Source organism: Streptomyces sp. BB1-1-1, from assembly GCF_031597775.1.
GTDB classification, from domain to species: domain Bacteria; phylum Actinomycetota; class Actinomycetes; order Streptomycetales; family Streptomycetaceae; genus Streptomyces; species Streptomyces thinghirensis.
In genome coordinates this window covers 3,579,248-3,603,159 of record NZ_CP134203.1, presented here as the reverse complement: position 1 = coordinate 3,603,159, position 23,912 = coordinate 3,579,248, and the positions used below count along the sequence as shown (strand labels likewise).

Genomic DNA, 23,912 nt, shown 5'->3' with positions numbered 1-23,912 from the left:
CCTCCTGGAACGAGCCTGTGACACCCCGGTGACGTGAGAATCGCGAGCGAGCGGAGAGACTCGACAGTAGGTGTACGACAGGCATGACAGGCTCTGGACGGCAGGGAATCGAAACCGCCGACGGAAGCCGCCGATGAGTGGGGGAACGATGTCTCGACTCGGCCGCGAGAAGCAGCGGGACCACGAGGGCGCCGAGCGCTCGCCCGCCCCTGCGGCGACGCCGATCGACGTCCGCGTGCCGGTGGCCGATTCCGACGCACGCGGCGCTTCGATCGACGGCTCACTGGTCGTCGCGGCCCCCGGCGAGGAGATCCAGAACGCCGTCCTGAACCGCCTCCACCGCCTCGCCCTCGCCGCCGGTCACCCCGTCCACGCCACGATCCACGACGAGCGCATCGGCTTTTCCGTCCCGCTCCGCGTCGACCCGGACGGCTCCAGCCATCTCGCCGCGGAGCCGGTCCCGACGGCTCCCGAGGAACCTGCCGTACGGCGCGACCAGCACACTCACGTCCTGCGGACGGTGGAGCCGGTACGGGACAGCGCCCCGACGTTCCGTCTCCCGAAGGTGCCCGAGTCGCAGCAGGCGCCGGCCGGCGAGTCCGCGCCGACGTTCACGCTGCGCGCCCTGCCGGAACCGGCCGAGGGCACCGCGCCCGGTACGGTGGCGCCGCCGACGGGGGAGTTCGGTCCGCCACCCCGAATGGACGGCACTTCCGCGACCGGCGCCCGCGAAGGCGCGGCACCGCAGCCTGCGCCTGGGGTGGTCACCGGGGCCGTGCCTGGTGCGGTCACCGGGCCTGCGTCTGGTGCGGTCGCCGGGGCTGTGCCTGGGGCGGTCGCCGGGGTTGGGGCTGGGGCGGTCGCCGGGGTTGGGGCTGCGCCCGCGTCCGTCGCCGCCCCCAGGCCGGTCACCGCTCCGAAGCCGCCCCTCGTCCCCGAGCCGGTCGCCGACCTCGACCCCGCCCCCAAGCCCACCCCCACCCCCACCCCCGCCCGCGGTTTCGACGCCGTGGCCGAGGCCGTGCTCGGGGACGCACCGCTCACCGCACCCGGCGACGCCACCACCCCCGCGCTCCTCGCGGAGCCGACGGCCCGCATCAACGAGGCCGTCAAGGAGGGCCGGACGGAGGCGGCGGCGCAACTGGCGGAGCAGACCGTGACCGAGGCCTCGGGCACGCTGGGGCCGGAGCACCCGGAGGTCCTCCGGCTCCGTGAACTCACCGCGTACATCGCCTACTTGTCAGGCGACCCGGACCGCGCCTTCCGCCTCTCCCTCGACCTGTCCCGGATACACCGCCGTGCGGGCGACGCGGAGGCCGCGTACGGCAACGTCCAGAGCGCTGCCACCGCCTGGCGCGCCGTACGGGATCCGGCACGGGGCCTGGAGCTGGGGCACGAGCTGGTCGGCCTGTGGAGCGAACTCGCCGCCGAGGAGGGCCCGGCCGCGGAGGACTCCGAGCAACTGGAGTCCGCCCGCGGCCGCATCGGCCGCCTCACCGAACGTGCCCGCGCCCAGACCGGCTGACCGGGCGCGGGCCCCGAGGAGGCGGTGCGTCGGCCCTACTGCGACAGCTCCCACATCGCGTACGCGATGGCGTCGCTGTTGCGGTTCAGGGCCGTGTCGTTGATGTTGGCGGTCGTGTCGCAGGACGAGTGGTAGCAGCGGTCGAACGGCTGGCCCGCGGTGCCGCCCCACTTGGCCGCCTGCGCGGACGTCTTCCGGTAGTCGGCGCCGCTGAAGAGGCCGCCGACGGGGACGCCCGCGTTCTTGAAGGGCGCGTGGTCGGAGCGGCCGTCGCCCTCGGTCTCGATCTCGGTGGAGACGCCGAGGCCGGCGAAGTAGTCCTTGAAGGTCTTCTCGATGGTGGGATCGTCGTCGTAGACGAAGTAGCCCGGGTTGGGCGAGCCGATCATGTCGAAGTTCAGGTAGCCACTGATCTTCGCGCGGCCCGTGGAGCCGAGGCTGTTGACGTAGTAGCGGGAGCCGACCAGCCCCAGCTCCTCCGCGCCCCACCAGGCGAACCGCAGGTGTTTGGTCGGCTGGTGGCCGGAACGGGCGACGGCGAGCGCGGTCTCCAGGACGGCTGCCGAGCCGGAGCCGTTGTCGTTGATGCCGGGGCCGGAGGAGACGCTGTCCAGATGTGACCCGGCCATGACAACCTGATTGACGTCGCCGCCCGGCCAGTCGGCTATCAGGTTGTAGCCGGTGCGGCCGGAGGCGGTGAAGCGCTGGACGGTGGTGGTGAACCCGGCCGCGTCCAGCTTGGCCTTCACGTAGTTGAGCGAGGCCTGGTAGCCGGGGCGGCCGTGGGCGCGGTTGCCGCCGTTCGCCGTGGCGATCGACTGGAGTTGCGTCAGGTGGGCCTTGACGTTGGCTATCGGTATGTCGGGCGCGGCGGCGGCCGCGGACGTGGGGCGCTCGGTGGCGGGCGCGGCGCCGGCCATCGATCCGCCGGTGATCAGCGTGGCGACCGCGACGGCACCGGCCGTCAGCGCACGCCCGGAACGGGGGAGCTTCATGTGGGGGGCTCCGAATTCCTAGGGAATCCCTGGGGAGGGGACTCCGCAGTGAATGGGGTGCCTGGATGGTGGGTCCGGTACTGACCCACCGTCAAGACCGCTATTCGGCCACGGTGTCGCGTATATCGGAAGCCCCTGGAGAGCGCGCCCCGTTGGGCGTGGAATGTGCGCTCTCAGTGCACGCAGAACTCGTTCCCCTCCGGGTCCGCCATCAGTACCCACTCCCCGCCCGGCTCCTTCACCTGCCGCAGGACGCTCGCGCCCAGCGCCTCCAGCCGGGCGACCTCCGCCTCGCGCCGACCCTCGCCCGGGTGCAGGTCGAGATGGAGCCGGTTCTTGCCGGTCTTGGCCTCCGGTACGCGCTGGAACAGCAGCCGCCGCCCCAGCCCGGTGCCGCTCTCCTCCTGGTAGGGGTCGTCGGGATGCCGTACGGCGGCCAGGTCCCGCCAGGCGCGGTGGCCGTGGGACTCGACGGTCAGCTCGGCCGGTACGGCCCCGAAACCCAGCAGCTTTTCGATGAGCACGCTGTTGTCCTCCACCTCGTAGTGGAGGGCGGCGGCCCAGAAGTCCGCCTGTGCGTGCGGGGCGGCGGCGTCGATGACGATCTTGAAGTGAACGGGGGCCGGTCCGGAGGTCGAAGTCATGTAACCAGTTATATTGGTTACATGAGTGAGCGGGCAATGGAATCGCCGAAACCGCCTCCCGGCGCACCCGGACCACCCGGTTCACCCGGTTCACCCGGTTCCCCCGGCCCTCCAGGGCTGACGCTGCGGTCGCACGAGGGCAAGCCGTACCGCTTCGACCCCGGCGCCCTCTGCCTCGAACTGCTGACGACGGGCGGGCCGGGTGCCTACGCGCGCTGGGAGGTGCTGCACGAGCCCGCCGACCTGGCCGCCTGGGCCGACCGCAGCCGCCTGCCGGGCGGACTGGATCTGGCCGTGGACCGGACCGATGTGGAGCGGGCCCGGACACTGCGCGACGCCCTCTTCCTGCTCACGGCGGACCGCGCGCACGGGCGTCCGCTCCAGCCCGACCACCTGGCCGCCGTCAACGCCGCCGCGGCCGAGCCCCCGCTCGTCGCGCGCATCGAGGCGGACGGCACCCGCGCCTGGGCCCCCGGCGCCACGGGCGCACGTCTGCTGTCGACGGTCGCGCGCGACGCGATCGAGCTGTTCACCGGCCCGTACGCCGACCGCATCCGGGAATGCGGTGCCGACAACTGCCGTCTGCTCTTCGTCGACACGTCACGTCCGGGCCGCCGCCGCTGGTGCGCGATGGAGCACTGCGGCAACCGGGAGAAGGCCCGGGCGCACCGCGCGCGGCGGGTGCCCGACAAGGGCTGACGAAGGACGGCGGCGGGGCGACCGGGCCGTTACGGCTTCCCGGTCGCCGTGTCGAACCGTTCGGACCCGGCGGAACCAGGGGCCGGCACCCCGGAGGCCACGATTCCCGACTCCCGCGCGGCGCTTCCCTTGACCGGCGTCACGCCGTCGCCCGCTCGGTCCAACTGGGCCCTGAGCGTCCGGGCGGTCCGGTGGGCCGTGCGCAGCGCGTCCCAGGTGAGCAGCGCGAGCGCCAGCCACACCAGCCCGAAACCGGCCCAGCGCTCGGGCGGCATGGCCTCGCCGAAGTAGAGGACGCCGAGCACGAACTGGAAGACCGGGGCCAGGTACTGCAGCAGCCCCAGCGTGGACAGCGGCACGCGGATCGCCGCCGCGCCGAAGCAGACCAGGGGGATGGCGGTGACCACGCCGGTCGCGGCGAGCAGGGCGGTGTGCCCCGCGCCCTCGGTGGTGAAGGTGGAGTCGCCCTGCGAGCCCAGCCACAGCAGGTAGCCGAGCGCGGGCAGGAACTGGATCGCGGTCTCGGCGGCCAGCGACTCGACGCCGCCGAGGTTGACCTTCTTCTTCACCAGGCCGTACGTGGCGAAGGAGAAGGCGAGGCAGAGGGAGATCCACGGCGGCTGGCCGTAGCCGATGGTGAGGACGAGCACGGCCGCGAAGCCGGTCCCGACCGCCGCCCACTGCGCGGGCCGCAGCCGCTCCTTCAGCAGCAGCACGCCCATCGCGATGGTGACCAGCGGGTTGATGAAGTACCCGAGCGAGGCCTCGACGACGTGGCCGCTGTTCACGGCCCAGATGTAGACGCCCCAGTTGACGGTGATGACCGCGGCGGCCACGGTGACCAGGGCGAGTCTGCGCGGCTGCCGCAGCAACTCGCCGGCCCAGGCCCAGCGCCGTACGACGAGCAGGGCGACGGCGACGAAGACGAGGGACCATGCCATCCGGTGGGCGAGGATCTCCCCGGCCCCGGCGGGCTTGAGCAACGGCCAGAACAGTGGGACGAGCCCCCACATCCCGTACGCCGCGAAGCCGTTCAGCAGGCCTATTCGCTGCTCACTCCTGGACGACCCGGCCACGGGCACCTCCTTCTCGCACTCGGCATGCCGGACGGATGCATGCCACGACGAAGGTAGCGCCGCACCCGGCCGTCTGTCATGCCCGTATCGCCATACGGTCATGACAGGCGGAGTGGGTGTCGTGAAGGCGGGCGGTGAGGGTCAGCTCTTGAGCGCGGCGGCGACGGCCTCGGCGAGCGGTGTGGTCGGGCGGCCGATCAGGCGGGACAGGTCACCGGTGGAGACGGCCAGCTCGCCCTTCTCGATGGCGGCGTCCACGCCCGCCAGGACGGCGGCCAGCGGCCCCGGCAGCCCGGCGCCGGTGAGGATGCCGGTGTAGGTCTCGGTGGAGACGGGGTTGTAGACGATCTCCTTGCCGGTCTGCCGGCTCAGTTCAGCCGCGTACTCGGCGAAGCTCCAGGCCTCGTCGCCACCCAGCTCGTACGCCGTGTTCTCGTGGCCCTCGCCGGTCAGTACGGCGACGGCGGCGGCCGCGTAGTCGGCGCGGGAGGCGGAGGAGATCCGGCCCTCGCCGGCCGCCTGTACGACGGCACCGTGCTCCAGGACCGGGGCGAGCTGCTCGGTGTAGTTCTCGTGGTACCAGCCGTTGCCCAGCAGTACGTACGGCACGCCCGAGCCGACCAGTACCTTTTCGGTGGCGCGGTGGTCGTCGGCGAGTGCGGCCGTGAGGCTGCTGGGGGCGCTGGTGTAGGCGAGCAGGGCGACGCCGGCCTTCTCGGCCGCGTCGATCACGACCGTGTGCTGCTGGACGCGGCCCTTGTCGAACTCGTTGCCGGAGATCAGCAGGACCCGGTCGCCGGGCGCGAAAAGGCCGTCGAAGGTCTCGGGCGCGTTGTAGTCGGCGACCGCGAGCCGTACGCCGCGGGCGGCGAGATCGGCGGCCCTGTCGCGGTCCCGGACGACCGCGGTGACCTGGTCGGCCGGCACCTTCTCCAGTAGCTGCCGCACGACGTGGCGGCCGAGGTGTCCGGTGGCTCCGGTGACGACGATGCTCATCGTTTCAGTACTCCTTGTGGGGGTGCGATGCCACTACCCTAGGAGTAGCGCTAACTGAAAGATAGTGCCCACTTGTAAGTAAGCTACTTACGCCTGGGTAAGCCCTACGTGAGTCTGAGCCCGAACGGCATGCGAAGAGGCCCGGGCGTTTCCGCCCGGGCCTCTTCGAAGCCGTGAACCGCCGCCGGTCTCAGCCGACGACCGTCCAGGTGTCGCCGCCGGCGAGCAGCGCGGCGAGGTCGCCCTTGCCGTTCTGCTCGACGGCGGTGTCGAGCTGGTCGGTCATGAGGGTGTCGTAGACGGGCCGGTCGACGGAGCGCAGGACGCCGATGGGGGTGTGGTGCAGGGTGTCCGGGTCGGCGAGGCGGGACAGGGCGAAGGCGGTGGTGGGGGAGGTGGCGTGGGCGTCGTGGACGAGGATGTCGGCCTCGTTGTCCGGGGTGACGGCGACGACCTCCAAGTCCCCGGTCTGCGGGTCCCGTACCACTCCCTTGGAGCCGTCGGTGCCGAAGCGGATCGGCTGTCCGTGTTCGAGCCGGATGACCGCTTCCTGGGCCTGCTGCTTGTCCTTGAGGGCGTCGAAGGCGCCGTCGTTGAAGATGTTGCAGTTCTGGTAGATCTCGATCAGGGCGGTGCCGGGGTGTTCGGCGGCCTGGCGCAGGACCTCGGTGAGGTGTTTGCGGTCCGAGTCGACGGTGCGGGCGACGAAGGAGGCTTCGGCGCCGATGGCGAGGGAGACGGGGTTGAAGGGTGCGTCCAGTGATCCCATCGGCGTCGACTTGGTGATCTTGCCGATCTCGGAGGTGGGGGAGTACTGGCCTTTGGTGAGGCCGTAGATCCGGTTGTTGAAGAGGAGGATCTTGAGGTTGACGTTGCGGCGCAGGGCGTGGATGAGGTGGTTGCCGCCGATGGAGAGGGCGTCGCCGTCGCCGGTGACGACCCAGACGGACAGGTCGCGGCGGGAGGCGGCGAGTCCGGTGGCGATGGCGGGGGCGCGGCCGTGGATGGAGTGCATCCCGTAGGTGTTCATGTAGTACGGGAAGCGGGAGGAGCAGCCGATGCCGGAGACGAAGACGATGTTCTCCTTCGCCAGGCCGAGCTGGGGCATGAAGCCCTGCACGGCGGCGAGGACGGCGTAATCACCGCAACCGGGGCACCAACGCACTTCCTGATCGGACTTGAAGTCCTTCATGGACTGCTTGCCCTCGGCCTTGGGGACGAGGGACAGCGCCTCGCTCGTGCTCGTGCCGGTGCCCGTCGGCTTCTCTTCCGTGGACGTCTCAGGCATCGATGGCCTCCTTCAGGACGGTGGCGAGCTGTTCCGCTTTGAACGGCATGCCGTTGACCTGGTTGTACGACTGGGCGTCGACCAGGTACTTCGCCCGGACGAGGGTGGCGAGCTGGCCGAGGTTCATCTCGGGGATCACCACCGTGTCGTAACTCTTCAGCACCGCCCCGAGGTTGCTCGGGAAGGGGTTGAGGTGGCGCAGGTGGGCCTGGGCGACGGCTTCGCCGGCGGCGCGCAGCCGGCGCACGGCGGCGGTGATCGGCCCGTACGTGGATCCCCAGCCCAGGACCAGGGTCTTCGCCCCGTCCGGGTCGTCGACCTCGACATCCGGGACGTCGATGCCGTCGATCTTGGCCTGGCGGGTGCGGACCATGAAGTCGTGGTTGGCCGGGTCGTAGGAGATGTTCCCGGTGCCGTCCTGTTTCTCGATGCCGCCGATGCGGTGTTCCAGGCCGGGGGTGCCCGGGACGGCCCAGGGGCGGGCGAGGGTGTGCGGGTCGCGTTTGTAGGGCCAGAACACTTCGCTGCCGTCGTCCAGGGTGTGGTTCGGGCTGTGGGTGAACTGCACGGCGAGGTCGGGCAGCTCGTCCGGTTCCGGGATCCGCCACGGCTCCGAGCCGTTGGCGAGGTAGCCGTCCGAGAGGAGGAAGACGGGGGTGCGGTAGGCCAGCGCGATCCGGGCCGCCTCCAGAGCGGCGTCGAAGCAGTCGGCCGGGGTGCGGGGGGCGATGACGGGGACGGGTGCCTCGCCGTTGCGCCCGTACATGGCCTGGAGCAGGTCGGCCTGTTCCGTCTTGGTCGGCAGGCCGGTGGACGGCCCGCCGCGCTGGATGTCCACCACCAGCAGCGGCAGCTCCAGCGACACCGCCAGCCCGATCGTCTCGGACTTGAGTGCCACGCCGGGTCCGCTGGTGGTGGTCACGGCCAGCGAGCCGCCGAACGCGGCTCCGAGTGCGGCGCCGATCCCGGCGATCTCGTCCTCGGCCTGGAAGGTGCGCACGCCGAAGTTCTTGTGCCGGCTGAGTTCGTGGAGGATGTCGGAGGCGGGGGTGATGGGGTAGGAGCCGAGGAAGAGGGGCAGGTCGGCCTGGCGGGAGGCGGCGATCAGGCCGTAGGCCAGGGCCAGGTTCCCGGAGATGTTGCGGTAGACGCCGGGCGGGAACGCGGTGGCGGCGGGGGCGACCTCGTAGGAGACGGCGAAGTCCTCGGTGGTCTCACCGAAGTTCCAGCCGGCCCGGTAGGCGGCGATGTTCGCGGCGGCGATATCGGGTTTCTTCGCGAACTTGGCCTTCAGGAACTTCTCGGTGCCCTCGGTGGGCCGGTGATACATCCAGCTCAGCAGCCCGAGCGCGAACATGTTCTTGCTGCGCTCGGCTTCCTTGCGGGTGAGGTCGAATTCCTTGAGGGCTTCCACGGTCAGCGTGGTCAGCGGCACCGGATGCAGGTGGTAGCCGTCGAGCGAGCCGTCTTCCAGCGGTGACGTGTCGTAGCCGACCTTCTGCATGGCCCGTTTGGTGAACTCGTCGGTGTTGACGATGATCTCCGCGCCGCGGGGCAGGTCGTCGATGTTGGCTTTGAGGGCGGCTGGGTTCATGGCGACGAGGACGTTGGGGGCGTCGCCGGGGGTGAGGATGTCGTGGTCGGCGAAGTGCAGCTGGAAGGAGGAGACGCCTGGGAGGGTTCCGGCGGGTGCCCGGATCTCGGCGGGGAAGTTCGGCAGGGTCGAGAGGTCGTTGCCGAACGACGCGGTCTCCGAGGTGAAACGGTCACCGGTGAGCTGCATCCCGTCACCCGAGTCCCCCGCGAACCTGATGATCACCCGGTCCAGCCGGCGGACGTCCTTCGCCCCGACCGGTTTGCGCTGCTCTCCTACGACGGTTCCGTCGGCCTGCTCCGCTGGGCTGCTGACCTGGCTGGTCACTGAACTGGACCTCCCTCGAGGCGGCTGTCCGGGGACCGGTCTCCCACCGACCGTCCCGGGATCAACCCTACGTCCGCAGGTGTTGACTTCCGGTGGACATTCGCATGATGGACACGACCTCGAGATGGCCCGTCGCCCCTGAACTCCACGTTTTCCCGCCCCCCGGCGTTAGTGACATTCGTGAAGACGCACCCTGCCGTTGCGTTGGTTTCTCATTCGTTCGGATGAGTACCCAGGCCACCGGGCCGGCGGCCCGGGAACGGCGGGTGGACCGCTGATCTCAGGAATTGAGATACGTCAGCACGGCGAGCACCCGCCGGTGATCACCGTCGCTCGGGGACAGCCCCAGCTTCATGAAGATGTTGCTGACGTGCTTCTCGACGGCCCCGTCGCTCACGACGAGCTGGCGGGCGATCGCGGAGTTCGTCCGGCCCTCGGCCATGAGCCCCAGAACCTCCCGCTCCCGCGGGGTGAGTCCCGCCAGCACGTCCTGCTTGCGGCTGCGTCCGAGCAACTGCGCGACGACCTCCGGGTCCAGCGCCGTACCGCCCTCCGCCACACGCACCACCGCGTCCACGAACTCCCGTACCTCGGCCACCCGGTCCTTGAGCAGATAACCGACGCCGCGACTGGAACCGGCCAGCAGCTCCGTGGCGTACCGCTCCTCCACGTACTGGGACAGCACCAGTACGCCGAGGCCCGGGTGAGCCTTGCGCAACTGCACCGAGGCGCGCACGCCCTCGTCGGTGTGCGTCGGCGGCATCCGTACGTCCGCCACCACGACGTCCGGCAGCTCGCCCTGCGCGTCCAGCTCGGTGATTGTCTTGATCAGTGCCTCGCCGTCGCCGACACCGGCCACGACCTCGTGCCCACGGTCGGTCAGCAACCGGGTCAGCCCCTCTCGGAGCAGCACTGAATCCTCAGCGATGACCACCCGCACCCTGTCCTCCACGATCCTCGGCCCCCCACAGCCCGCCCACCCCACGGCCCGCGCGGCCCACGCCGCGTCCACGAACCGTCCGTGCGACAGGTCCAGCATTCCAGCATCGGAGGCCGGATGCGTTCGGGCAATGGGAAGAGAGCGGGAAGAGCCGGGACGAGCGGGGGGCACCAGTCCGGGTCCGGCCGCTCGGTGGCCGGTTTTCGATCACGCCTCCAGCCCTCGGGGGAGGAGGGAGGAGGCGGGAGCCGGGAGGGAGGTCAGGGCTGTCGGTCTACGGTGCGACCGTCTCAGGGGCGGCTCCCGCGGCGGCTCCCGCCGCGGCTCCGCGAGGGCTCCCGCGGCGGTTACCCGGCCACCGGCTCGTTCCGCCACGGCAGCTCCGCCGTCACCCGCGTCGGTCCGCCGGCCGGCGAGTCCACCACGAGGATCCCGTCCACCGCGTCGAGCCGCTCCGCGAGTCCCGCCAGTCCCGACCCGGCCGACGCGGCCGCCCCGCCCACGCCGTTGTCCACGACCTGGAGCATCAGCCGGTTCTCCACCCGCCAGACCTCCACGGCGGCCGACGTGGCCCGCGCGTGCTTGCTGATGTTCTGCAGCAGCTCCGACACCGTGAAGTACGCGATCCCCTCGATCGCCGACGCCGGCCGCTCCGCCAGGTCGACCTCCACCCGCACCGGCACGGTGCAGCGCGAGGCGACCGAGGAGAGCGCCGCGTCCAGGCCGCGGTCGGTCAGGACCGCGGGATGGATGCCCCGGGCCAGGTCCCGCAGCTCCTGGAGCGCCGTCTTCACCTCGCCGTGCGCATCGGCCACCATGACCGCCGCCGCCCGCGGGTCCTCCCGCAGCTTCTCCTTGGCCAGGCCCAGATCCATGGCCAGGTTGACCAGGCGGGCCTGCGCCCCGTCGTGCAGGTCGCGCTCGATGCGCCGCAGGTCGGCCGCGGCCGTGTCGACCACGACCCCGCGGTCCGACTCCAGCTCCACCACCCGCGTCGCCAGCCGCGACGGTCCGAGCAGCCCGTGCACCATCAGCCGGTCCACCGTGGTCAGCGCCCGGACGATCCACGGCGTCGCCAGCGTGAACAGCAGCCCGACCAGCGCGGTCACGGTGATCTCGAAAGGGTTGTCCAAGTAGATCCGGTGCGTCTCGTCGCCGTACAGCTGGAGCCCGTCCTGGCCGGCGTACATCGGGAACACCCAGAACCACAGCGGGTACGTCAGCATCGCCCAGCCGACCGCCCAGACGTTCACGGCCACGACGAACGAGAACACCGACCACGGGAACTGCAGCACCGCGTACAGCAGACTCCGCCAGGAGGTGCCGCTCTTGAGCACGGCACCTATCCATCCCATCGCGCCCTGCTTCTTCAGCCGCAGCGGCTCCGGGTCGGACACCCGGAGCCCCAGCAGGGCACGGGCCCGCGCCCGTTCCATCGCGCCGAAGCCGCGGCACCCGGCGAGTGCCGCCGCCAGCACCGGGACACCCAGGAACGTCACCAGCAGGCCCGCTCCCAGCGACGTCATCGTGACGGCGTACGTGAAGAGCAGGATGCCGATCGGCAGGCTGAGCAGCACATAGCCGAACTCGCGCCAGCTGCGTGCCTCGAACGGTGCCCGCAGCCCCGCCGGCAGCCGGTGACGTCGTGCACCGGTGTCCCCGGGGAAGCCGGGCCCGCTTTCCAACCCGTAACCCTGTCCGTATTCCGTGGCCATCGGTGCCGTCCTTCTCCTCGTCGTACGGCTGTGCTGTCGTAACTCCACCCTCGTCGACCGCACATCCACGGGCCATGGAGCTCGTCGGCGTCTCAAGAGGGGGGTTTTCCCCACCCCCCCCAGAGCCCTCTGGGGCCGGGAAGGGGCCCCCACAGCTGCCTCGTCGTCTGTTACCTCGGGCCCGCGGCACGGGAGGTGGAGTTGGCGTCCTCCCGGTCGCGCCACGGCAGCTCGGCCGTCACCGTCGTCGGGCCGCCCTCCGGGGAGTCGACGACGAAGAGACCGTCGACGGCGGTCAGCCGGTCGGCGAGGCCCTTCATCCCCGTACCACCGTCGAGGCGCGCGCCTCCGCGGCCGTCGTCCTCCACCTGTATGAGCAGTCGGTCGGACGACCGCCACACCTCCACGGAGGCGGACCTCGCCGCGCTGTGCTTGCTGACGTTCTGGAGCAGCTCCGAGACGGTGAAGTAGGCGATGCCCTCGATGGCCGCCGCGGGGCGCTCCGTCAGGTCGACGGTCACCTTGACCGGCACGGTGCAGCGGGAGGCGACCGAGGAGAGCGCCGCGTCCAGGCCGCGGTCGGTCAGCACGGCGGGATGGATGCCGCGCGCCAGGTCCCGCAGCTCCTGCAGGGCCAGCTTCACCTCGCCGTGCGCCTCGTCGACCATGGCCGCCGCCGCGTCGGGGTCCTCCAGCAGCTTCTCCTTGGCCAGACCCAGTCCCATGGCCAGGTTGACCAGGCGGGCCTGTGCCCCGTCGTGCAGGTCGCGCTCGATGCGCCGCAGGTCGGCCGCGGCCGTGTCGACCACGACGCCCCGGTCCGACTCCAGCTCGGCGATCCGCCGCTCCAGCTCGTCGGACGGGGACAGCAGGCCGCGCACCATCGCCCGGTCCGCGTTGGCCAGACCCCGCGCGATGAAGGGCAGCACCGGCCACAGTACGAACAACGACGTCAGCGTGATGACGAAGGTGAGGATGCCCCAGGGGAGCCGTATGAAGTCGTACAGGACCGTGCGCCAGCCCACCGGATCCTTCAGCGCCATCCACAACTGTGGGAAGAACCCGCCCTTGCCCCGCAAGGGCAGCGGGCTCGGCTCGTCCACCCGCACCCCGAGCAGTGCACGGGCCCGCGCCCGCTCCAGCTTGCCCAACTGCCGCGCACCCAGCAGGCCGGCCGCCAGCAGCGGGAACCCGATCACCGTGACCGTCAACCCGGCGCCCACGCCCAGCATCGTCACGACGTAGACGAATCCGAGCAGCGCCGCCGGGAGATTCGCCAGCAGGTGGGCGATCTCCTTCCAGGTGTGCCGGTCGTAGGCGAAACGGGCCGGCGGCAGGCGGTCTCCGGTCGCTGCGCCGGTGGTCCCGGCGGGATTCGATGTCGAGAGGCGTTCGGTCATACGAGTCAGCGTGCCGTGCGGCGCGGCGCCGCGCCATGAGGTGGACCGCCGGGATGCACTGAGGAAAACCCCACCTCCGCGTCCCAAGGTGTGACGGGCTGCTTACCGTCTCTTTATCAGGCCCTAGACTCCCGTACGCACAGATGCACAGATCGTCGAACAGCAGCGTTCAGGACAGGGAGCGAGGGACGCACGTGCCGGAACCGACCGTCGGACTCGCCGCGGACTATTTCCAGTCCTACTCGGTCGTCGGGCTGCTCGCCGTCGTGGGCGTGCTCTTCGTCGCCGTCGCATTCGGGGCCGGGCACCTGCTGCGGCCCGTGGTACCGACCCCCGAGAAGCTGCTGACGTACGAGTGCGGGGTGGACCCCGTCGGCGACGGCTGGGCCCACACCCAGGTCCGCTACTACGTGTACGCGTTCCTCTACGTCATCTTCGCGGTCGACTCGATCTTCCTCTTCCCCTGGGCGACGGTCTTCGCCGATCCTGGTTACGGCGCGACGACCCTCGTGGAGATGTTCATCTTCCTCGGATTCCTCGCCGTGGGTCTGTTGTACGCATACAGGAAGGGCGTCCTGTCGTGGACGTGAACCCCGCCGACCCGAACCCCGCCGATCCGAACCCCGCCGGACCCGTGCTGCTCCCGGAGCCCAAGCGGCTCGGCGCGCTCGCCCGTCTCGCGCCGGAGCCGATGAAGGTCGTCCTGAACTGGGGCCGCCGGTACTCCCTGTGGGTCTTCAACTTCGGCCTCGCCTGCTGCGCGATCGAGTTCATCGCCGCGTCGATGGCGCGCCACGACTTCATCCGGCTCGGCGTCATCCCGTTCGCGCCGGGCCCCCGCCAGGCCGACCTGATGGTGGTCTCGGGCACCGTCACCGACAAGATGGCGCCGGCCGTCAAGCGCCTGTACGAGCAGATGCCCGAGCCTAAGTACGTCATCTCCTTCGGTGCCTGCTCCAACTGCGGCGGCCCCTACTGGGACTCCTACTCCGTGACGAAGGGCGTCGACCAGATCATTCCCGTCGACGTCTACGTCCCCGGCTGCCCGCCGCGCCCCGAGGCGCTGCTCCAGGGGATCCTCAAGCTCCAGGAGAAGATCGCGCGGGAGTCGCTGGGGGAGCGGTACGGCACGTCGCCCCGGCCGTCGACGGCCGCGCTGCAGAGCGGCCTGGTGCGGCCACCTGCCGCTGACGCGTCCTCGGCCCCGGGCGCGGGCTCGGCCCCCGGGTCGACCTCTACCTCGGCCCCGGGCGCTGCCTCGGACTCCGCCGCGGACCGGGCCTCGGGTTCGGGGGAGGGCCGATGACCGCGGTCGGCTGGCTGCCCGCCGATGCCGAGGAACTCTTCGGCGCACAGGCCACGGCCGAGGAGTCGTACGACGTCCTGACCGTGGACGTGCCGTCGGCGTCCTGGATCTCCGCCCTGGAGACGGCGCGTGACCGGCTGGGCTGCACGTACTTCGACTGGCTGAGCGCGGTCGACGAACCGGGCACAGGTTTCCGCGTCGCGGCGCACGTCGTGGCCCTCGGCCCCGTACGCCGACTGCTGCTGCGTACGACGGTCCCGCACGAGACCCCGGTCCTGCCCACCGCCGTCGCGGTGTACGCGGGCGCGGCCTGGCACGAGCGCGAGACCCACGAGATGTTCGGCGTCGCCTTCGAGGACCACCCGGCGCTGGACCACCTGCTCCTGCCGGAGGGTTTCGAGGGACACCCGCTGCGCAAGGACTTCGTCCTCGCGGCCCGCGTCGCGAAGGCCTGGCCCGGGGCGAAGGAGCCGGGCGAGTCCGATCACGGCGGCCCCCGGCGCCGCCAGATGCTGCCGCCGGGCGTCCCCGACCCCAACGAGTGGGGCCCGCTGAAGGGCCAGCTGCCGCCAGCTCCGGCCCGCCCGGCACGCGGGGCGGGGCGCGCGGCCGGGGAGCGTCCGGCCCGCGCGGCAGGTGACCGCCCGGCCCGTCGGACCCGCACGGCGGCGGAGGGCTCCGCCGGCCAGACGGCGCCTGGCACCGACGCCCCCGCCACTCCCCGCCGCTCCCGCACGGCGGCGGAGGGCTCCGCCAGCCAGACGCCGCCGGCTGCCGAACCCTCGGCCGCCCCGCCGGCCCGGCGTGCGCGCAGCGCGAGCGAGGGCTCCGCGTCCCAGCGGACGGGCGCTACGACGGACGAGCCCACGGCGGAGACGACGGCCGGTGAGGGCTCGGCGTCGCAGCGAGCAGGAACGGGCGGCACCGGGGGACCCCGGCGGGCCCGGAGTGCGTCCGAGGGCTCGGCGAGCACGCGCTCCGCCTCCGACACCGGGACGCCGGACGAGACGGCCGCCGACCCCGCCACCCCCGTCGGCGACGACACCGCCACGTCCCCGCGCACGGAGGAACCGGCCCCGAAGACAGCCCCCTCCACACCACGCAGCCCGGACGCCCCGTGGCACCACGCCCGCCCTGCCTTCGACGAGGCCGAGCCCGAGTCGCGTGACGGGGCGGAACCCGGGGCGAGCGGGTCCCCGGACGACAGGGCGGAAGAGAAGCCCGTGCAGGAGCCGGGGCAGGCACTGGAGCCGGAGCAGGGGCAGGAGCCGGTACCCGAGCAGGGACAGGAGCCGGAACCCGAGCAGGAAGCCCGCGACGACTCCGGCACCCCCAGGAACCACAACCGCTCGAACCCCCCAGGAGGCCCGCAGTGAACGACGCGCTCGACGTCACCCTGCGCCTCCTCGTCGTCTTCGTCGTCTTCCTCACCTTCCCCCTGATCGTCGGCCAGACCGAGCACAAGGTGATGGCCCACATGCAGGGCCGCCTGGGCCCGATGTACGCAGGTGGCTTCCACGGCTGGGCCCAGCTCGTCGCGGACGGCGTGAAGTTCGCGCAGAAGGAGGACGTGGTCCCCGCCGACGCGGACCGCCGCATCTTCCAGCTCGCTCCCGCCGTGGCCCTCCTGCCGTACCTCCTGGTTCTCCTGGCCATCCCCATCGGCCCGGGCGAGGGCGCGGTCGGCCAGGTCGTCGACGCGGGCATCTTCTTCGTCCTCGCCGTCATGGGCGTGGGCGTCCTTGGCTCGCTCATGGCCGGCTGGGCCTCCGCCAACAAGTACTCCCTCCTCGGCGGCCTGCGGACCGCCGCCCAGCTCCTCGCGTACGAACTTCCGATGCTGCTCACCGCGGCCTCGGTCGCGATGGCGGCCGGCACCGTCTCGCTCGTCGGCATTCTCGACGCCTTCGAGTGGTGGTGGCTGCCCTGGCAGATCGTCGGCGCGATCGTCTTCTTCGTCGCCGGGCTGGCCGAACTGCAACGGCCCCCCTTCGACATGCCGGTCGCCGACTCGGAGATCATCTTCGGCGCCTACACCGAGTACACCGGCCTGCGCTTCGCCCTGTTCCTCCTCGCCGAGTACGCCGGGATCGTCGTCCTGTGCGGCCTGACCACCGTCCTCTTCCTGGGCGGCTGGCACGGCCCCTGGGGCGCCGACGGCCTCGGTTGGGTGTGGACCCTGCTGAAGACGGCCGTCCTCGCCTTCGTCGTGATCTGGCTGCGCGTGACCTACCCGCGCCTGCGCGAGGACCAGCTCCAGAAACTGTCCTGGACGCTCCTCGTCCCCCTGTCCCTCGCCCAGATCGCCCTCACCGGCATCGTCAAGGTGGTGATTCAGTAACCATGTCCCGCCTGTCGATTCCCGGCAGCGGCCTGGCCAAGGGTCTGGCCGTCACCCTGCGCACGATGACGAAGAAGACCGTCACCGAGCAGTACCCGGACGTCCAGCCCGAGCTCCCGCCCCGTACCCGCGGTGTGATCGGCCTGTTCGAGGAGAACTGCACGGTCTGCATGCTGTGCGCCCGCGAGTGCCCGGACTGGTGCATCTACATCGACTCCCACAAGGAGACGATCCCGGCGGCGACCCCCGGCGGACGCGACCGCAGCCGCAACGTCCTCGACCGCTTCGCCATCGACTTCTCCCTGTGCATGTACTGCGGTATCTGCATCGAGGTCTGTCCTTTCGACGCCCTGTTCTGGTCCCCGGAGTTCGAGTACTCCGAGACCGACATCCGTGACCTCACCCACGAACGCGACAAGCTGCGCGAGTGGATGTGGACGGTGCCGGCCCCGCCCGCCCTCGACCCCGGCGCGGAGGAACCGAAGGAACTCGCCGCCGCCCGCAAGACCGCTGACAAGCTGGCCGCCCAACAGCTGGCCGCCCAACAAGAGACGGCCCAACAAGAGACGGCCCAACAGGAGACGACTCGACAGCAGGCGGCCCGGGCGACCGAACCGCACGCCGACGAGCAGGCCCGCGCCGCCGAGCAGCCCACCCGCCCGATGGGCGACTCCAAGCAGCAGACGGACCAGCCCGGGCCGACGTCGGATCGGTCGAAGCCCCGGACCACGGGGGACCAGCCGGATCAGGAGGGCCGGGAATGACCCTCGCAACGACCGTCGGTCACCTTCACCTCGCCGCGGACTCCACGACCGGCGCCGCCGAATCCCACGGCTTCCTCTCCCCGACCGGCGTCGAGATCGCCTTCCTCCTCGTCGGCCTCGTCACCCTCGGCGCGGCCGTCGTCACCGTCACCACCCGGCAGCTCGTCCACGCCGCCCTGTGGCTGGTCGTGGCCCTCGGCGGCCTGGCCGTCGAGTACCTCCTGCTCACCGCCGAGTTCATCGCGTGGGTACAGGTCCTCATCTACGTCGGTGCCGTCGTCGTCCTCATCCTGTTCGGCCTGATGCTCACCAGGGCGCCCATCGGCCGGTCCCCGGACGCGGACTCCGGCAACCGCTGGGCCGCCCTCACCGTGGCCGTGGCCGCCGCCGCGGCCCTGGTGTGGGTCGTCGTCGACGCCTTCCGTACCACCTGGATCGACCTGGACGGCCCGGCCGCCGGCTCCACAGCCGTGACCGGAGCGAGCCTCTTCCAGAACTGGGTCCTCCCCTTCGAGGCCCTCTCCGTCCTCCTCCTCGCCGCCCTGGTCGGCGCCATCGTCCTGTCCCGCAAGGCCAAGGCGGACCGCGCGGCCGGCCCGGACCGCACAGCCGACACCGGCCGTGCAGCCGACACGGGTCGTGCAGCCGACACGGGCCCTGCAGCCGCCACCGGTCGCGCAGCCGAGGCCGGCCGTACGACCGAAACCGACCCGCCCGCAGACCCGAACGGTGCCGACAAGGGTGGTGTCCGCTGATGCACCTCGCCTATCCCGCCGTTCTCTCCGTCCTCCTGTTCTGCACGGGCCTGTACGGCGTCCTCGCCCGCCGCAACGCGATCCTGGTCCTGATGTCGGTCGAGCTGATGCTCAACGCCGTCAACCTCAACCTCGTCGCCTTCGACGTCTGGCTCAGCAAGGCCGCCGAGGAGACCCTGCACTCCGGCCAGGCCCTGACCCTGTTCACGATCGCCATCGCGGCCGCCGAGATCGGCATCGGCCTGGCGATCGTGCTCGCCGTCCACCGCAACCGCGGCACCTCGGACATCGACAAGCTCCGAGACACCGCCGAGGGTCACGAGCCGGACGGCCCCGACACCGATGCCCCCGCGACCGGGACGGCCGCCGAGAAGGCTGAGGCCACCGCGTGACCACGACCACCCTCGCCGTACTCGTCCCCCTCCTCCCCTTCCTCGGGGCAGCCGCCGGCCTCCTGCTCGGCCGTACCGCGCCCGGATTCGTCCGCCCGCTCGCCGTCCTGCCGACGCTGGCGGCCCTCGTCCTCGCCGTAGTGGTCGCGGCCCGCCAGGGCGGCGGCCGGGCCGTCGACGCCGTCACGGAACTGACGCCCACCGGTTCGGTCCCCATCGAGCTCGCCCTGCACATCGACGGCTTCGCCGCCCTCGTCGCCGTACTGGTCGGCACCGTCGCCACCTGTGTGCAGATCTACTCGACGGGCTACCTGCGCGACGACCCGCGCTACCCCTCGTACGCCGCTCTCGTCTCCCTCTTCACCTCCGCCATGTTCCTCGTCGTCTACTCCGGCGACCTGATGGTGCTGCTGGTCGGCTGGGAGATCATGGGCATCTGCTCGTACTTCCTGGTCGGCCACTACTGGGAGACCCCGGAGGCCCGCGCCGCCTCCCTCAAGGCCTTTCTGGTGACCAAGCTCGGTGACGTCCCCTTCCTGATCGGCCTGCTGGCGCTGGCCACCGAGGCCGGCTCCTTCCGCATCACCAAGATCCTCGGCGCGGTCGCGAACGGCTCGCTCGACCACCCGACGCTGATCGCCCTGCTGCTCCTGGCCGGTGTCGCGGGCAAGTCGGCGCAGTTCCCGCTGCACACCTGGCTCCCCGACGCGATGGCGGGCCCGACGCCCGTCTCCGCGCTGATCCACGCCGCGACGATGGTCGCCGCCGGTGTCTACTTCGTCGCCCGGCTCCTTCCGCTCTTCCAGGCCTCGCACGCCGCGATGGTCGTCCTCGCCGTCATGGCCGCGGTCACGATGGTCGGCTCGGCGCTCGCCGCGCTCGCCCAGGACGACATCAAGCGCGTCCTCGCCTACTCGACCATCGGGCAACTCGGCTACATGACCGGTGCTCTCGCCGCCGGCGACCGCGGTGCCGCCGTCTTCCACCTCATCTCGCACGGCGCCTTCAAGGCGCTGCTGTTCCTCGCCGCCGGCGTGATCATCCACGCGGCCGGCACCAACTCGCTGGCCGCCATGTCCCGGATGCGGGGCCTGCGCGACCGCGTACCGGACGCCTACTGGACGATGACCGTGGCCCTGCTGGCCCTCGCCGCGATCCCGCCCTTCAGTGGCTTCTTCTCCAAGGAGTCCGTCCTCGTCGCCGCGGAGCACGTCGTCACCGGCCACACCGAGCACGCGCCCGGTGCCGCGGGCTGGACCGTCCTCGTCGCCGGCCTGCTCACGGCCCTGCTCACCGCCGCGTACGCGACGCGTCTGTGGCTACTGGCCTTCCGCGGGCGGGGCGCCGAGGCCCCCGACCACGGCAGGCAGCCGGTGGTCATGAACGCCGTGCTCTGGGCCCTGGCCATCCCCTCGCTCGCCCTCGGTGGGCTCGCCTTCCGTCTGCTGCCCGACTGGTTCGACGGACAGGACCTCACTCCCACCCTCACCACCTCCGTGCTCGGCACGGGTGTGGCCCTGGTCGGCGGCATCGTCACCTACGCCGCCTGGCGCCACACCACTGCGCTCGCGGACCGCACCCCACTGGGCGCCGTCGCGGCCCACCCGGAGGGCGACGCCGCCCTCGTGGAGGCCGAGGCCATCGCGAGCCACAAGCCCGCCTACGGAGACATCGCCTACGCCCCCGACCCGTCGGACCCCGGACGGCTCCTGCTGGGGCCGCTGCACCGGCACGCGGCCGTCGGCTTCCACCTGGACGCGGTGTACCGGACCCTCTTCGTCCGCCCGGTCCAGGCCGGCGCGAGCCTCGTCCGGTTCCTCGACCGCGAGGTCGTCGACACCTACGTGCGCGGGGCGGGCACCCTGCCCCGCTGGCTCGGGGCCGCCGTACGCCGGGCCCAGACCGGCAATGTGCAGACCTATGTGAGCGCGCTGCTCGCCGGCACCGTCGTCCTCACGGTCGCCGCCGTCCTCGTCGCCACGGGAGCGTGAGCAGGCGTGATCGATATCAACGAGTCCGTGATGCAGTTCCTTCTGGCGTTGATCGTCGTCGGCCCGCTCCTGGGCGCCGCCGCCGCTCTCCTGCCGGCCCCGCCCGGACTGAAGGGGAAGTCGCCCGACCAGGCGGTCCTCCGGCACGGCGTCACCGTCACCGGCGCCGTCCTCATCGCCGCGATCGTCCTCGTGCTCGGCTTCGACCACGACCATCCGTCGAAGATGCAGGCCGGCACGGACATCAGCTGGATCCCCGCACTCGACGTGCGCATCCACCTCGGCATCGACGGCATCTCCCTCCCCCTGCTGGTCCTGACCGCGCTGCTGACCTTCCTGTGCGCGCTCTACTCGTACTTCAAGATGCCTTCGGGCCCGAGCCCGAAGGCGTTCGTCGCGCTGCTGCTCGTCCTGGAGTCCGGCACGCTCGCGACCTTCGCCGTCCTCGACCTGGTCCTGTTCTTCCTCGCCTTCGAGATGGTCCTGATCCCGATGTACTTCCTCATCGCCCGCTGGGGCGGCGAGGGACGGGCCGGGGCCGCCTGGAAGTTCATCCTCTACACCCTCCTCGGCTCCGTCGTCATGCTGCTCGGCCTGCTCCTGATCGGAATCACGGCGGGCACATTCGACATGGTGGCACTCGCCACTGACAACGGCCGGTCACTGACCACGTCCGTGCAGGTCATCGCCGTTCTGGCGATCGGCATCGGGCTCGCGGTCAAGACCCCGATGTGGCCGCTGCACAGCTGGCTGCCCGATGCCCACACCGCCGCGCCGACCGTCGGCTCGGTCCTGCTGGCCGGCGTCCTGCTCAAGATGGGTACGTACGGATTCGTCCGGATCCTCCTCCCGGCCGCACCGGACGGATTCCAGACCTTCGCGCCCTACCTCGCCGCCCTCGCGGTCGTCGGCATCATCTACGGCTCCCTGGCCTGCCTGGCCCTCGCCAAGCGGGGCGCGAAGGGCGACCTCAAGCGCCTCATCGCCTACTCCTCCGTCGGCCACATGGGCTTCGTCCTGCTCGGCATCTCGACCATGACCCCGACCGGCGTGAACGGCGCCCTGTTCGCCAACATCGCCCACGGCCTCATCACCGGCCTGCTCTTCTTCGTGGTCGGCGCGCTCAAGGACCGCACCGGCACCACCGACCTCGACACCCTCGCCGAGGAGACCGGGGCCGCCCTGTACGGCAAGGCGCCCCGTCTCGGCGGTCTGCTCGCCTTCGCCGCGGTCGCCTCGCTCGGTCTGCCGGGCCTGGCCGGATTCTGGGGCGAGATGCTCGCCCTGTTCGGCGCCTTCGACCCCCACGACGACCTCAGTCGCCCCGCCTATCTCACCTTCATGGCCGTCGCCGCGTTCGGCACACTGCTGACAGCCGCGTACATGCTGATCGTGGTCCGCCGCGTCTGCATGGGCGCCGTAGCGCAGGAAGCCCCGAGGCTCGCCGACGTACACACGTACGAGTTCGCCGCCTGGACGCCGCTCGTCGCCCTCACCGTCGTCGCCGGACTCTGGCCCAAGGTCCTCCTCGGGCTGACCGACCCGGCCGTGCAGCAGCTCCTCTCAGGAGGCACCCGATGAGCTCCCCGGCCCAGGTCGTGGCGGCGCCACTGGCCCAGAACCTCGTCCAGTCCGTCGACTGGCTCGCCATCGCACCGCCCACCATCGCGGCCGTCGCAGGCCTCGTCGTCCTCGTCACCGACCTCTTCGTCAAGGACGCCCGCAAGTCGCTGCTCGGTTGGATGTCGGTCGCCGGACTCGCCGCCGCCACGCTCACGCTGCTGCCCCTGGTGAACGGCGACCGCTCGACGTTCTGCCTGACCGGCGACGCCGACGTCTGCAGCTACACCGCGGACACCTTCACCCTCGCCATCCAGTTCCTGGTCCTCGGCGGCGCCCTCGTGACCGCCCTGCTCTCGGTCACCGCCGTGAAGGACGCCGACCGCGGACTCCCCGAGGGCGAGTTCTGGTTCCTGCTGCTCTCCTCCGCGGCCGGCGCCGCGCTCCTGCCCGCCTCCCGCGACCTCGCGACCCTCATCGTCGCCCTGGAGGTCGCCTCGCTGCCCGCCTTCGCCCTCGTGGGCCTGCGCCAGGGCGACCGCCGGTCCTCCGAAGCGGCGCTGAAGTTCTTCCTGTCGTCGGTCACCGCGACCGCCGTCAGCCTCATGGGCATCAGCTTCGTCTACGCCTCCACCGGCACCCTCTACCTCACCCAGGTGGCCGAACGCATCCAGCACGTCGACGGGCAGCTCACCACGCTCGTCCAGACCGGCGTCGTCCTCACCCTCGTCGGCTTCGCCTTCAAGGCGGCCGCCGTGCCCTTCCACTTCTGGGTGCCCGACACCTATGTGGGCGCGCCCCTGCCGATCGCGGCCTACCTGTCCGTGATCGGCAAGGCGGTCGGCTTCTCCGGCCTGATCCTCGTCACCGTCATCGCCCTGCCGTCCTACGCCGACGTCTGGGGGCCCGCCCTCGCGGCGCTGGCCGCGCTCACCATGACCGTCGGCAACGTCGGGGCGCTCCGCCAGCAGGCCACGCGCGCGTACAGCGCGGTACGCCTGCTCGCCTGGTCGTCCGTCGGTCAGGCGGGCTATCTCCTCGTCCCGATCGCCGCCGCCGCGTACTCCGACGACCCCGAGCGTTCCATCGGCTCCACCGTCGCCTACGCCCTCATGTACGCAGCGGTGAACCTCGGCGCCTTCGCGGTGGCCGCACTCGTGGGCCGCACGAGGTCCCTGAACCGCGTCGCCGACTACCGCGGCCTGTACGCGTCCCACCCGCTGGCGGCCCTGCTCCTGGCGTTCTTCCTGCTCTGCCTCGCCGGACTCCCGCCCGGCATCATCGGCCTCTTCGCCAAGGTCACCGTCTTCTCCGCGGCCGTCGACGCGGGCCTCGGCTGGCTGGCCGTCGTCATGGCCGTCAATGTCGTCATCGCGCTGTTCTACTACCTCCAATGGACGGCCCTGCTGTTCCGGGCGCCCGAGGGCGCGGCCGTGAAGCACCGCGTCCCCGCCCCCCTCACGGCCGCGATCACCGTCACCGCGGTCCTCGCCGTCGCCCTCTCGGGAGCACCCCAGCTGATCCTGCGTTTCGCGGACACCGGGCTCTTCTGAGACACCGGACTCTTCTGAGCGGCGGTCGCTTCGGGCACGCGCGCATGCGGT

21 protein-coding genes are annotated in these 23,912 nt (G+C 71.3%); 12 read left to right on the top strand and 9 right to left on the bottom strand.

Translation table 11 applies throughout. The annotated features are described in order from the left end of the window. Positions 1-148: 148 nt before the first annotated feature. The gene (locus RI578_RS16525) at positions 149-1,525 is read left to right on the top strand and encodes a tetratricopeptide repeat protein (protein WP_310871788.1); all 1,377 of its coding nucleotides are present in this window, start codon (positions 149-151) and stop codon (positions 1,523-1,525) included. 35 nt (positions 1,526-1,560) lie between these two features. Here the strand turns inward: RI578_RS16525 and RI578_RS16520 are convergent, their stop codons facing one another. Further along, on the bottom strand, positions 1,561-2,520 hold the full coding sequence (locus RI578_RS16520; protein ID WP_310871787.1) for a M28 family metallopeptidase: 960 nt from the start codon (positions 2,518-2,520) through the stop codon (positions 1,561-1,563). 173 nt (positions 2,521-2,693) lie between these two features. After that, on the bottom strand, positions 2,694-3,164 hold the full coding sequence (locus RI578_RS16515) for a VOC family protein (protein WP_310871786.1): 471 nt from the start codon (positions 3,162-3,164) through the stop codon (positions 2,694-2,696). A gap of 123 nt (positions 3,165-3,287) precedes the next feature. Between RI578_RS16515 and RI578_RS16510 the strand changes: the two genes are divergently transcribed. Continuing rightward, a complete protein-coding gene (locus RI578_RS16510) occupies positions 3,288-3,863 on the top strand; it encodes a CGNR zinc finger domain-containing protein (protein ID WP_399063109.1) in 576 nt (191 codons plus the stop codon). A gap of 29 nt (positions 3,864-3,892) precedes the next feature. Here RI578_RS16510 and rarD read toward each other — a convergent pair whose 3' ends face one another. From rarD to RI578_RS16475, 7 genes are all read right to left on the bottom strand, one after another. Continuing rightward, the gene (gene rarD, locus RI578_RS16505) at positions 3,893-4,939 is read right to left on the bottom strand and encodes an EamA family transporter RarD (RefSeq protein WP_310871784.1); all 1,047 of its coding nucleotides are present in this window, start codon (positions 4,937-4,939) and stop codon (positions 3,893-3,895) included. 141 nt (positions 4,940-5,080) lie between these two features. Beyond that, entirely contained in the window at positions 5,081-5,935 is an 855-nt protein-coding gene (locus tag RI578_RS16500) for an SDR family oxidoreductase (RefSeq protein WP_310871783.1), read from the bottom strand. A gap of 190 nt (positions 5,936-6,125) precedes the next feature. After that, positions 6,126-7,223 (bottom strand): 2-oxoacid:ferredoxin oxidoreductase subunit beta, encoded by a 1,098-nt coding sequence (locus RI578_RS16495; protein WP_310871782.1) that lies wholly within the window; start codon positions 7,221-7,223, stop codon positions 6,126-6,128. Further along, entirely contained in the window at positions 7,216-9,144 is a 1,929-nt protein-coding gene (locus RI578_RS16490) for a 2-oxoacid:acceptor oxidoreductase subunit alpha (protein WP_310871781.1), read from the bottom strand. The genes RI578_RS16495 and RI578_RS16490 overlap by 8 nt, the downstream gene beginning before the upstream one ends. A 280-nt stretch (positions 9,145-9,424) precedes the next feature. Beyond that, positions 9,425-10,096, bottom strand: a complete 672-nt coding sequence (locus RI578_RS16485; protein ID WP_121748685.1) for a response regulator transcription factor — start codon at positions 10,094-10,096, stop codon at positions 9,425-9,427. A gap of 335 nt (positions 10,097-10,431) precedes the next feature. After that, complete coding sequence (locus RI578_RS16480; RefSeq protein WP_310871780.1) at positions 10,432-11,799, bottom strand: sensor domain-containing protein; 1,368 nt, start codon at positions 11,797-11,799, stop codon at positions 10,432-10,434. A 170-nt stretch (positions 11,800-11,969) separates the two neighbouring features. Then, the gene (locus tag RI578_RS16475; protein ID WP_310871779.1) at positions 11,970-13,199 is read right to left on the bottom strand and encodes a sensor domain-containing protein; all 1,230 of its coding nucleotides are present in this window, start codon (positions 13,197-13,199) and stop codon (positions 11,970-11,972) included. A 143-nt stretch (positions 13,200-13,342) separates the two neighbouring features. Between RI578_RS16475 and RI578_RS16470 the strand changes: the two genes are divergently transcribed. From RI578_RS16470 to RI578_RS16425, 10 genes are read left to right on the top strand one after another with little or no spacing between them, the layout of a single operon-like run. Beyond that, the gene (locus tag RI578_RS16470; RefSeq protein WP_310871778.1) at positions 13,343-13,789 is read left to right on the top strand and encodes an NADH-quinone oxidoreductase subunit A; all 447 of its coding nucleotides are present in this window, start codon (positions 13,343-13,345) and stop codon (positions 13,787-13,789) included. After that, the gene (locus RI578_RS16465) at positions 13,780-14,505 is read left to right on the top strand and encodes an NADH-quinone oxidoreductase subunit B family protein (protein ID WP_310871777.1); all 726 of its coding nucleotides are present in this window, start codon (positions 13,780-13,782) and stop codon (positions 14,503-14,505) included. Before RI578_RS16470 ends, RI578_RS16465 begins: the two co-directional genes overlap by 10 nt. Beyond that, a complete protein-coding gene (locus RI578_RS16460; RefSeq protein ID WP_310871776.1) occupies positions 14,502-15,881 on the top strand; it encodes an NADH-quinone oxidoreductase subunit C in 1,380 nt (459 codons plus the stop codon). The genes RI578_RS16465 and RI578_RS16460 overlap by 4 nt, the downstream gene beginning before the upstream one ends. Next, positions 15,878-16,846 (top strand): complex I subunit 1 family protein, encoded by a 969-nt coding sequence (locus tag RI578_RS16455; RefSeq protein ID WP_210957980.1) that lies wholly within the window; start codon positions 15,878-15,880, stop codon positions 16,844-16,846. Before RI578_RS16460 ends, RI578_RS16455 begins: the two co-directional genes overlap by 4 nt. 2 nt (positions 16,847-16,848) lie before the next feature. Next, positions 16,849-17,610, top strand: coding sequence for an NADH-quinone oxidoreductase subunit I (locus tag RI578_RS16450; protein WP_310871775.1), 762 nt, complete (start codon positions 16,849-16,851; stop codon positions 17,608-17,610). After that, positions 17,607-18,365, top strand: coding sequence for an NADH-quinone oxidoreductase subunit J (locus tag RI578_RS16445; RefSeq protein WP_310871774.1), 759 nt, complete (start codon positions 17,607-17,609; stop codon positions 18,363-18,365). The genes RI578_RS16450 and RI578_RS16445 overlap by 4 nt, the downstream gene beginning before the upstream one ends. Then, positions 18,365-18,757 carry an NADH-quinone oxidoreductase subunit NuoK gene (nuoK, locus tag RI578_RS16440; RefSeq protein WP_310871773.1) on the top strand — a complete coding sequence of 131 codons (393 nt, stop codon included), beginning with the start codon at positions 18,365-18,367 and terminating at the stop codon, positions 18,755-18,757. Before RI578_RS16445 ends, nuoK begins: the two co-directional genes overlap by 1 nt. Further along, positions 18,754-20,748, top strand: coding sequence for an NADH-quinone oxidoreductase subunit L (locus RI578_RS16435; protein WP_310871772.1), 1,995 nt, complete (start codon positions 18,754-18,756; stop codon positions 20,746-20,748). The genes nuoK and RI578_RS16435 overlap by 4 nt, the downstream gene beginning before the upstream one ends. Positions 20,749-20,754: 6 nt before the next feature. Continuing rightward, positions 20,755-22,329 (top strand): NADH-quinone oxidoreductase subunit M, encoded by a 1,575-nt coding sequence (locus RI578_RS16430; RefSeq protein ID WP_310871771.1) that lies wholly within the window; start codon positions 20,755-20,757, stop codon positions 22,327-22,329. Continuing rightward, a complete protein-coding gene (locus RI578_RS16425; protein ID WP_310871770.1) occupies positions 22,326-23,861 on the top strand; it encodes an NADH-quinone oxidoreductase subunit N in 1,536 nt (511 codons plus the stop codon). The genes RI578_RS16430 and RI578_RS16425 overlap by 4 nt, the downstream gene beginning before the upstream one ends. The last annotated feature ends 51 nt before the right edge of the window (positions 23,862-23,912 follow it).